This is a genomic window from Inquilinus limosus (genome assembly GCF_002195995.1).
GTDB classification, from domain to species: Bacteria; Pseudomonadota; Alphaproteobacteria; order DSM-16000; family Inquilinaceae; genus Inquilinus; species Inquilinus limosus_C.
Map to the genome: position 1 here is coordinate 1 of NZ_NHON01000150.1, position 10,298 is coordinate 10,298.

The following is a 10,298-nucleotide window of genomic DNA, read 5'->3' on the forward strand; positions in this document are numbered from 1 at the left end:
TCCTGGCGCCGGCAAGTCCTCCGGCGGATCGTCGGCCGGCGCCAGGAAGCCCAGCTGCTCCAGCGCCGCATCGGCGACGGCCAGCCACTCCTCCGGCTCCACCGGCAGCCCGTACTGGCGGCACAGTTCCGCCACCATCGCCGGCGCCGGGCAGGATTCGACCCGCTCCGCCACCTCCGGCCGCTCCAGGTATTCCCGCACCTCATGGCAGAGCCGGGCATCCTCCGCCTCGCTCTCCGCCGTCTCGCCGACCGCCGCGGCCACCGCCAGGAACACACGATGCGAGCGGTCGCCTTGGGTGACGGCGACCTGCCGCCCCGCCGCCCGGCGCCGCTCCTCCCGCCGCGCCTCGCCCATCGTCTGCTCCAAGAGCAGCGTCAGCCGCAGCGAGCGGGCGATCACGGCGATGCGCTGGCAATAGTCGACGCCGGGCTGCGGCGCCTCGACCGCCTCGGTCCGCGCCGCCTCGGCCACCTCGATCTGGATCTCGGCCATCCGGGCCAGCAGGCGCAGATGCCGCGCCGCCCGCTCCTCGGCGGGAGTGAGCGGGGCCTCCGACTCCAGATCGGTCTGCGCCTCATCCATGGAACGTATCATGAACATGATTCGGGCGGCGGCGCAATGAACATCGTGTTCACTGCCCCGGCGGGGCGGTCTAGGCTGCGCCTGCGGTGGCGGAGGGCACGGGGATGGCGCAGGTTCTGGCCGAATGGGGCATGGCCGGCATCGAGGCCCTGCGGGACCGGGTCGCGGCTCTGGTCGTGGTCGACGTGCTGTCCTTCTGCACCGCCGTCGACGTGGCGGTGTCGCGGAGCGCGCAGATCCTGCCCTTCCCCTATGGCGACCCGGCGGCCGCCAAGCTGGCGGCGGAGCGGGCCGGCGCCCTGCTGGCGCGGCCGCGGCGGGCGGCCGGGGGCCAGCTCAGCCTGTCGCCGGCCAGCCTGCTCGGGATCCCGGCCGGGACCCGGCTGATGCTGCCCTCCCCCAACGGCTCCCGCCTGTCCCTCGCCGGCGGCGGCACGCCGGTGCTGGCGGGCTGCCTGCGCAACGCCGCCGCGGTGGCGCGGGCGGCACGCGGCCTGGCCGGGGACGGCGCCATCGGCGTCATCCCCGCCGGCGAGCGCTGGCCGGACGGGGGCCTGCGGCCGGCGATCGAGGACCTGATCGGCGCCGGCGCCGTCATCGACGCGCTGGACCTGCCCTGCTCGCCCGAGGCGCAGGTGATGCGGGACGCCTGCCGCACGGCCGGTGCGGACATCCCGCAGCTGATCCGGGAATCGGTGTCCGGCCGCGAGCTCACCGAAGGCGGCTTCCCGCGCGACGTGGCGCTGGCCCTGGAACGGGAGGTCAGCGCCACGGCGCCGCTGCTAGCCGAGGGCGTGTACCGCGCCGGCTGAGCCGTTGCCGGCGGCCCGCGATGTGGCTTGAATCAGCCCGCCGCTCCGAATGCGCCAGGAGAATGATCCGATGGACCTCGCCGAACGCTGGGAAGCCCAGGCCCGCCAGTGGATCCGCTGGGCCCGGCAGTCCGGACACGACAGCTACTGGCTGCATCACCGCGACCAGTTCCTGCAACTGCTGCCCCCGCCCGGCCGCCTGACCGTGGACATCGGCTGCGGTGAGGGTCGCCTGACCCGGCACCTGAAGGGGCTGGGGCACCGGATCACCGGTATCGACGCCTCGCCGACCCTGGTCGCCGCGGCCCGCCAGGCCGATCCGGCAATGGATGTCCGGCTGGCCAACGCCACCGCGCTGCCGCTGGCAGCGCCTGCCGCTGTTCCTGCACATCCGCGCCCGCCGGGCCTGAGGGTCAGGGCGAAGGCGGCGATGGCCAAGTTTATCTCATGGCTCAGGGAAGTATTCCTCGTCTGGCGGGGGCCATCGCTTGCGCCTATCCAGGGGGCAGGCGGCCACGACGCCGCACCGTGCAGGGCGCCGCCCTGCCGGCAGCCCCGAGCCATGGAGACAGGATGATCCCGGTATCGCGCCGGCGGGCGCTGGCCCGCGCCCTGCTTGCCGTCCCCGCCTTCGCAGGCCTCGCGGCGCTGCTGCTCGGCGCCGCGCCCGACGCCACCCCGATCGCCCGTGTGGTCGACGCGGCGATCCGGCCGGTGATGCAGCAGAACGACGTCCCCGGCATCGCCGTGGCGGTCACGGTCGACGGCCGGCACCTGTTCTTCAGCTACGGCGTCGCGTCGAAGGAGAGCGGGCAGAAGGTCACCGAGGACACGCTGTTCGAGCTCGGCTCGGTCAGCAAGACCTTCACCGCCACGCTCGGCGCCACGGCGCAGCTGCAGGGCACCCTGGCGCTGTCCGACGCCGCCAGCCGGCACATGCCGGAGCTGGCGGGCAGCCGCTTCGACCGGATCAGCCTGCTCGACCTCGCCACCTACACGGCCGGCGGCCTGCCGCTGCAATTCCCGGACGAGATCACCGACGACGCCGGGATGGTCGCCTGGTATCGCGGCTGGCGGCCGGACTGGGCGCCCGGCACGCGGCGCCTCTATTCAAACCCCAGCATCGGCCTGTTCGGCTACCTCGCCGCCCGCAGCCTGGGCCGGCCCTTCGACGAGCTGATGCAGCAGCGGATCTTCCCGGCGCTGGGGCTGAGCCACACCTTCATCCGGGTGCCGCCGGACCGGATGGCCGCCTATGCCTGGGGATACAGCAAGGCCGGGAAGCCGGTGCGGGTGAATCCGGGGCCGATGGATGCCGAGGCCTATGGCGTGAAGTCGACCGCGGCCGACATGATCCGCTTCGTCGACGCCAATATCGACGGCGCCGGGCTGGACGACACCACCCGCCGCGCCATCGCCGCCACCCATGCCGGCTATGACCGGGTCGGCGACATGACCCAGGGGCTGGGCTGGGAGATGTATGCCTGGCCGATCGGGCTGGACCGGCTGCTGGCCGGCAACTCGACCGAGATGAGCCTGAAGCCCAACCCGGTCAGCCGGCTGGACCCGCCCTTGCCGCCGCAGGACGACGTGCTGCTCAACAAGACCGGCTCGACCAACGGCTTCGGCGCCTATGTCGCCTTCGTCCCGTCCCGGCGCATCGGCGTGGTGATCCTGGCGAACCGGAACTATCCGATCGCGGACCGGGTGACGGCGGCGCACAGGATCCTGACGGTGCTGGACGGGGCGGAGTGAGCTGAGGCGCGGCCATGCCGGGGCCTGATATCGAGCGTCTTCGCGTGTTACCTCTCCCGCCTGGCGGGAGAGGTCGGGCGCCCGCAGGGCGACCGGGTGAGGGCTGGCCCAGGCCTCGACGAAATCCCCTCACCCGGAGCCGCTTCGCGTCTCCGACCTCTCCCGCAAGCGGGAGGGGCAACGTCTTGAATTCGTTCCGCTCCAGCCCCGAAAACGAAAGCCCCCACCGCGTGCGGGACGCGGCGGGGGCCTCCGATTGATCCGGCTGGTGCTACTTCCGCGCCTCGACGGTCAGGGCGCCGAAGCCGCCGCGGGCGTTGTATTGCGGCCGGTACATGTCCTCGACATAGGCGGCCGGCAGGGCGAAGCGGCCCGGGGTCACGGCGCGGGCCAGATAGGCCACCGTGAAGTTGCGGGTGTCGCCGGTCAGGTCGACCGCCGCGACGTAGCGGTCGTCCCGCATCTCGACATGCTGCGTGTCCGACAGCGTGTCGGCGATGTCGCCCAGCTGCGCGCCCTTGCCGACCGACGGGTTCTCGATCTCCAGCCCCGCCGGCAGCAGGTCGACGATCAGGGCCTGGTGGTCGAGGTCGTCGGTGGCCCGGCCGCGCAGCAGCACGGTGACCAGGTCGCCCTGCTTCACCGCCGTCTTGGCCGGGTCGAACGGCCGGCCGTCGCGGTCGAGATAGGTGCGGACGATCTCGAAGCCGTCGCCGCCCGCCGGCAGCGGCGCCGCCGGCACGCCGCGCACCGTCAGCACCTGGCGCATCGGCCCGCTGCCGGTGTTCTTCACCGGAATGCCGGCGGCCAGGGCCGGGGCGTCCGGGCTGTAGCGGTAGACGGTGCCGGGATTGGCCACCGCCTTGCCGGCGACGTCGAGCGACAGCGGCGTGGCGCCGTCCAGTGCCGCGTCGGCCGCGATCAGCAGCCAGGTCATGTCCTGGGTGCTCCACCACTTGTCGCGGGCGAACAGGTCAGCGGCGACGTCGACCTGCTGCAGCACCTCGTCCTGCGATTGTTTGGCCTCGTGCAGCAGCGCCGCGGTGGCGGCGTGGTCGCGCAGCGGCGAGCCGTAGTCGCCGTAGAAATCAGCAGGACGCTCGGTCGAGGTCGCCGCGGCGAAGGCCTTGGCGGTGCGCGCCGTGTCGCCGAACTGGGCGGCGGCCGCGGCGATCTGCGCCTGCGACACCGGGGTCTGGTACTTCGGCAGGCAGTTGTCGACGTAGTAGCGCATGGTGCCGACATCGCCGCCGCCGGCCCGGGCCACGACATAGAGCGCATAGGCGCTGGCCGGGGTGCATTCCGACCGCGCCTCGTACCAGTCGAGGTAGTTCGACAGGAACTTGATGCCGCGCTGATACGCCCGCTCCGGGATGCGGTAGCCGCCCTCGGCCCGCGCCCGGGTCAGGAAGTCGAGCGCATAGGCCGACAGGTACGGGTTGGCGTCGCCGAAGGGCGACCACATGCCGAAGCCGCCGGCCGGCTGCTGCGCCGTCATGATCCGGTCGATCGCGCCCTGCACCTTGCGGTGCGCGTCGTCGGGCTTGAAGCCGCTGTCGATCCTCTCCGCCACCTTGGCGACGTAGAGCAGCGGCAGGGCCTTGCTGGTGGTCTGCTCGACGCAGCCATAGGGGTAGTCGTCCAGCGCCTTCAAGAGGCCCGGTATGTCGAAGGTCGGGCGGGTGGAGAAGCTGGCGAAGACCTGCACGGTGTCGGGCAGGAAGCCGCGCGCCAGGTCGGCGTTCAGCACCACCGACTGGTTGGGCTGGACCAGGGTGGCGACGCGGTCGGTGGTCAGCGCCTGGGCCGGGCGCACCGACAGGTCCCAGTCGCGGTCGCGCCGGAAGCCGTCGGGGCCGGTGACGCTGATCCTGATCTTGCCGACGCCGGAGGCGGTCGCGGTCACCCCGATCGCCCGCCGCGCCTCCGCCCCCGGGGCCACGGTCTCGGTGAACTGGGCGGCGTCGGCGGCGACCGAAAGCGGCCCCTCGGCCGAGACGCGGACGCCGTAATCGCCGGCCGGGCCGGACAGGTTGCGCAGCGAGAAGGTCAGCTGCGCCTGGTCCTTCGGCGCCAGGAAGCGCGGCACGCCGATCTCGGCGATCACCGGGTCGCGCACCTTCATGGCGATGGAGGCGGAGCCGAGCGAGCCCGGCGTCCAGGCCACGGCCATCAGCCGCAGCTCGCCGTCGAAATCCGGCAGGTCGAGCGGCACGGTGACACGGCCGTCGGCGCCCACCGGCAGGATGCCGCTGTAGAGCGCGACGGTGCGGGTCGACCGCTTCGGCAGCCCGGCCATCTGCTGGGCCGAGGCGTCGCCGCCGGTGCGGACCTGGCCGCGGCGGCCGTCGCTGATGATCAGCCGGCCATAGGCGTCGCGCATCTCCACGCCGAGGGCGCGGCGGCCGAAATAATGGTCCGCCGGATCCGGCGACTGGAAGTCGGTGAGCAGCAGGATGCCCTCATCCACCGCAGCCAGCGTGACCCAGGCCTTCTGGCCCTGCGGCACGTCGGTGATGGTGAGCGGCAGGTCGAGGTGCTGGTTCGGGCGGATCTCGGCCGGCGCGTCGATCGACACGCCCAGCACCCGCTCGGTGACGTCGATGCCGAACCAGGCCACGCCGACGGCGCGGCCGGGCCCATGGCGCCGCTCCCCGCCCTCGCCCGAGGGGCGGAAGGCGGTGGCCAGCACATAGGCGCCGGCGCCCCAGTCGGACGAGACCGGGATCTCGACCGTGGCGCCGTCGGCCGGGACGGCGACGTCGCGCGTCTCCAGCACCCGGTCATTGGCGATGAACAGCAGCACGTCGCCGGCGAAGGGCGGCTCGATCCGCACCCGGGCGGTGTCGCCGGCCTTGTAGCTGGTCTTGTCGAGGGCGACGGTCAGCTTGTCCGGGGTCGGGTTCGGGTCGTCCGACACCCACCAGCCGGCATAGAAGCGGCTGGAGGTCGCGCCGCCGCCCTTCGGGTCGTAGACGTCGAGGCGGAAATTGCCCCAGCCGACCGCCTGGCGGATCGCCGCCGGCGCGTTCGGGGCGACGTCGACCGTGCCGTCCGCCACCTTGCGGTCGCGGGTGACGACCTTGTAGTCCCAATGCCCGTCGGTCGAGAACCACTGGTAGTCGTGGATCTCCTCCACCAGGTCCCAGCGCAGGCCCTTGATCGCGGCCGGGCGGCCGCCGGCGTCGAGGCCGATGACCTCGAACCGGGCGTCCGCGCCCTCGGCCAGCGAACCGGAGAACAGCGGCTTCAGGCCGATCCAGGGATGCTCCTGCCGCACCGGCAGGGTCGTGGTCTCGTTGGCGGTGCGGCCGCTGGAATCGAACACCGCGGTGCGCAGCTCGGCCTCGAGCGGCACGGTGGTGTCCGGCAGCGCGTCGAGCAGGATGTCGACTCGGGCCTGCCCCGCGGCGTCGGTCGCCGGGGTGGTGATCGGGCGGGTGCGCGGCGAGAAGGCGTCCTGCACCAGGCCGAACTGGTAGTCGGCATAGTCCGGGAACGGCTTGGCCGCCTGGCGCAGGGTCAGGCTGGCCTCGGTCGCCAGCTCGGCCGCCGGCGCCCCGTACAGGAACTGGGCGTCGATGGTGACCGCCGCCGGCTTGCTGACCCGCAGGTCCTTGGCGTCGGTCTTCAGGTCGACGCGGATCCGCGCCGGCACGAAATCCTCGACCTGGAAGGGGGTGCTGCCGATCGCCTGGCCCTTCGGGTCGACATAGGCCTCGGCGATCCAGGTGCCGGTATAGGCGCTGTCTGCCAGCGGCACGTCGATGCTGTAGGAGCCGCCGCCCTGGTCCGTCGCCTGCTGGACCTGGGCCTCGACCCCGTCCGGCCGGCTGATCTTGATGGTCAGCGGCACGCCGTCGATCGCCGCGGCGCGCTCGTTGCGCAAGAGCGTGGTCAGGTGCACCGTCTCGCCCGGGCGGTAGACGCCGCGCTCCGGATACAGGAAGGCGTCGAGCGGCCCCGGCTCCGCCCGGCCGCTGACGCCGCGGTCGGACAGGTCGAAGGCCGGGCCGGTCAGCTCCAGGAAGGTGAAGTCGCCGGAGCCATAGGCGTAGACCGCGGCCGGCCGGTTGCCGCCCTGCCCGGCCATCACCCCGGCCGGGAAGGTGGCCAGGCCGCCGGCATCGGACTCGGCCTCGCCCAGCACCGTATTGTTGCGGGCGATCAGCGCCAGCTTGACGCCGCCCTGGGCCTTGGCCGAGGACAGCGAGCGCGCCGCCACGGTCAGCCCCTGCTGGCCGGAGAAGGTGGCGAGGCCGAGATCGGTGACCACGATCCACTGCGTGCCCGGGGTCTGGTAGCTGTCCTCGTCGACCTTGGCGTCGACCGCCGAGAGCAGGTAGACGCCCGGCTTCGGCTGCGGCAGCACCGTGTCCATCGGCACGCCGGTGACCACCGCCTTGTTGGTCTGGCTGTCGACCGGCATGGTCCCGGTCCACACCTGCTCGCCCGCATCCTGGGCCAGGCTGTCGACGTCGTAGCTCTCCAGCATCTGCCCGATGCGGCCCTGGGCCACCTGGTCGACCAGGTTGCGGTCGTTGATGCGCAGCAGCCGCAGCCTGACCTCGGAGACGTTGACCGTGGTCACCGGCACCGTGCCCTCGCCGCCCTTCGGCAGGACATAGGCGCTGCCGCGGAACACCACGCTGGCCGGGCGGTCGTCGACCGTCAGGTCGAAGCTGTCATCGGCCTCCAGCACGTCGCCGTCGACCGACTTGATGCCGGCCAGCAGCGTGACCGAGTAGGTCTGGCCGAAGGACACGCCCTCGAGGCAGAGCTGCCTGTCGGACGGGATCACCTCGACCGGCACCGCCGGGTCGATCCTGACGTAGTCGGAGTAGCGGACGGTGCGGCCGTCGACGATCGGGTCGGAGAAATCGGCGCAGAGCTGCGGCGCGTCGCGGTCGTTCTGGACATAGGTCGAGGTGACGCGGAAGCCGTACTGCTCGCGCAGGGTGTTGGCGTATTCGGTGTTGTCGTCGCTCGGCGCCAGCTTCGCGCCCTCGGCCGCGACCTTGATCGCCTCGCGGCCCTTGTCCTGCTGCTCCAGCCCATGGGCCAGCAGGATCAAGGCGGCGCCGCGCAGCTTGTCGGTGGCGGCGTTCTCATAGGCGGCGTAGGCGGCGCTCAGCGCGTTCTGCGACGAGGAGTCGGTCTGCTGCAGCGCCTGCGCCAGGCCGTACCAGGCGCCGGCATCGGTGGGACGCTGGCCGAGGATCAGCTGGTAGGCGTTGACCGCGTCGTCCCAGCGCTCGCCCTGGGCGGCGTCGGCGGCGCGGGCCCGCAGCGACTTCAGGTCGGCCCGCTGGTCCGGCGGGGTGGCGCTGGCCTGCTGCTCCAGCTTCTTGGCGAAGGCGGCCATGCTGGCGGCGAGGCCCGGCGCCTCATAGGCGGAGGCGGCGGGAGGCAGGGCCAGCGTGGCAGTCAACAACGCCGCCGCCGCGGCAAAGGTGGCGAAACGCAACTTCAAAGCCATGGCGACCCCCGTCGTCTCACCCCGGCCCAGCCGGGACTCGGCCACAGACTATACGCCCGATCACGTCGAAACCATGACGCAGGCGCGGCGGCGGATCGGCCCTCCCCCCGCCGTGGCGACGCGACTATGATCCCCCGTCCTTCGCGGAGTGCCCCATGATTCGACCCCTGGCGATCCTCCTGCCGCTGCTGGTGCCCGCCGCCGCCCTGGCCGCCGATGCGCTGACCGGCGCGCAGATCCAGGCCCAGATCGTCGGCAACACGGTCGAGGGGACGGCCGGCGACGTCGAGTACACCGAGTTCTACGCCGCCGACGGCACCATCCACGGGCTGGGCGACGACGGCCCCTATGCCGGGCAGTGGACGATCGAGAACGACCACATGTGCTTCGACCTGGGCGAGACCAAGGAATGCGACAAGATCCAGCTGGACGGCAGCAAGATCCAGCTGTTCGGCGATGACGGCGCGCTGGTCGCGGTCGGCGAGCTGAAGCCGGGGAATCCGGGGAATTTGTAGGACCGGCCACTCCCCGCCGTCATTGCGAGGAGGCGGAGCCGACGAAGCAATCCAGGGGCCGATGCGAACCGGCGCCAGCCTGGATCGCCACGCCCCTGCGGGGCTCGCGATGACGGTGTGGGAATAGGCTGCGTCTGTGCTTTGCCGGACTCGCCTCCGCCCCTACGCCCCCTTCAGCTGCCGTTCGCGGTAGTAGATGAACAGGCCGGAGGCGATGATCACCAGGTTGCCGATGATGATGGTCGGCGTCGGCACGTCGCCCCACACCGCCCAGCCCAGCGCCGCGGCGATGACGATGGTCGAGTACTGGTAGGGCGCGACGACCGCGGCCGGGGCCAGCGACAGCGCCTTGTTCATGCACAGATGAGCGCCCATCGCCACCACGCCGAGGCCCAGCAGCAGCGCCCAGTCGAAGCCGGTCGGCGGCACCCAGGCGAAGGGCACGGTGGCGGCGCCGGCCAGGCCGGTGCCGACGATCTGGTAGGTGATCAGCCCCAGCCCGCCGGTATGACGGACGCGGCGGGTGACGATCAGGATCAGGCTGAACAGCGTGGCGCCCGCCAGCGCGATCAGGGCCGAGGAGGACAGCGCCGCCCCGGTCGGGCGCAGCACGATCAGCACGCCGACGAAGCCGATCAGCACCGCCGCCCAGCGCCGCGGCCCGACCTTCTCGCCGAGCAGCAGCACCGACAGCGCGGTGACGATCAGCGGCGCGGCCATGTAGAAGGTCATCACGTCGGCCAGCGGCAGGCCGCGCACGGCGAAGTAGAAGGTCGCGACCTCGCCCGCCATCAGGGCGACGCGCAGCAGGTTCATCCAGGGCTGGTCGGGCGACAGCAGGCCGCGGATGCCGCGGATGATCCAGGGCAGCAGCAGGATGAAGGCGCCGATGCTGCGGATCAGCAGCACCTGGCCGACCGTGTAGTCGGCGACCAGCCACTTGCCCAGCGCGTCGTTGAAGGTGAACAGCGACATGCCGAGGAAGAACAGCAGGATGCCGGTCCCGTGACCGCCTTCCGCTCCGTCCAGCTTCTGGGCGCCGATCGCCGCCATTCCCGCATTTCCCCCATCCGTTCGTCCCTCTGTGCCCGAGGAATTTGTCCGACAGAAGCGGAAAGGCCGGAGGGCGGGCATGCAGGGGCGTTGGGGGGG

The 10,298-nt window shown here is 72.1% G+C and carries 7 protein-coding genes; 4 read left to right on the forward strand and 3 right to left on the reverse strand.

Annotation, left to right across the window (positions count from 1 at the left end):
* A partial coding sequence (locus tag BWR60_RS38810; protein ID WP_144445857.1) for a hypothetical protein occupies window positions 1–585 on the reverse strand: 585 nt, incomplete at its 3' end.
* Window positions 586–689: 104 nt separating this feature from the next.
* On the opposite strand from BWR60_RS38810, the gene BWR60_RS34285 reads away from it, so the two are divergent.
* From BWR60_RS34285 to ampC, 3 genes are all read left to right on the forward strand, one after another.
* The gene (locus tag BWR60_RS34285; protein ID WP_088157539.1) at window positions 690–1,397 is read left to right on the forward strand and encodes a 2-phosphosulfolactate phosphatase; all 708 of its coding nucleotides are present in this window, start codon (window positions 690–692) and stop codon (window positions 1,395–1,397) included.
* A gap of 70 nt (window positions 1,398–1,467) precedes the next feature.
* Window positions 1,468–1,974, forward strand: coding sequence for a class I SAM-dependent methyltransferase (locus tag BWR60_RS34290; RefSeq protein ID WP_088157541.1), 507 nt, complete (start codon window positions 1,468–1,470; stop codon window positions 1,972–1,974).
* A complete protein-coding gene (gene ampC, locus BWR60_RS34295) occupies window positions 1,971–3,152 on the forward strand; it encodes a class C beta-lactamase (RefSeq protein ID WP_088157543.1) in 1,182 nt (393 codons plus the stop codon). The genes BWR60_RS34290 and ampC overlap by 4 nt, the downstream gene beginning before the upstream one ends.
* Before the next feature lie 271 nt (window positions 3,153–3,423).
* Here ampC and BWR60_RS34300 read toward each other — a convergent pair whose 3' ends face one another.
* Window positions 3,424–8,631, reverse strand: a complete 5,208-nt coding sequence (locus BWR60_RS34300) for an alpha-2-macroglobulin (RefSeq protein WP_088157545.1) — start codon at window positions 8,629–8,631, stop codon at window positions 3,424–3,426.
* 155 nt (window positions 8,632–8,786) lie between these two features.
* Here BWR60_RS34300 and BWR60_RS34305 point away from each other — a divergent pair, with 155 nt between their 5' ends.
* Window positions 8,787–9,146, forward strand: a complete 360-nt coding sequence (locus tag BWR60_RS34305) for a hypothetical protein (protein WP_088157547.1) — start codon at window positions 8,787–8,789, stop codon at window positions 9,144–9,146.
* A gap of 162 nt (window positions 9,147–9,308) precedes the next feature.
* On the opposite strand, the gene BWR60_RS34310 is transcribed toward BWR60_RS34305, so the two are convergent.
* On the reverse strand, window positions 9,309–10,199 hold the full coding sequence (locus tag BWR60_RS34310) for a DMT family transporter (protein ID WP_088157548.1): 891 nt from the start codon (window positions 10,197–10,199) through the stop codon (window positions 9,309–9,311).
* Between the last annotated feature and the right edge of the window lie 99 nt (window positions 10,200–10,298).

Coding starts and splice junctions, on each gene's coding strand:
- BWR60_RS34285 (WP_088157539.1), top strand. CDS start 690: ATGGCGCAGGTTCTGGCCGAATGGGGCATGGCCGGCATCGAGGCCCTG.
- BWR60_RS34310 (WP_088157548.1), bottom strand. CDS start 10,199: ATGGCGGCGATCGGCGCCCAGAAGCTGGACGGAGCGGAAGGCGGTCAC.
- BWR60_RS34300 (WP_088157545.1), bottom strand. CDS start 8,631: ATGGCTTTGAAGTTGCGTTTCGCCACCTTTGCCGCGGCGGCGGCGTTG.
- ampC (WP_088157543.1), top strand. CDS start 1,971: ATGATCCCGGTATCGCGCCGGCGGGCGCTGGCCCGCGCCCTGCTTGCC.
- BWR60_RS34305 (WP_088157547.1), top strand. CDS start 8,787: ATGATTCGACCCCTGGCGATCCTCCTGCCGCTGCTGGTGCCCGCCGCC.
- BWR60_RS34290 (WP_088157541.1), top strand. CDS start 1,468: ATGGACCTCGCCGAACGCTGGGAAGCCCAGGCCCGCCAGTGGATCCGC.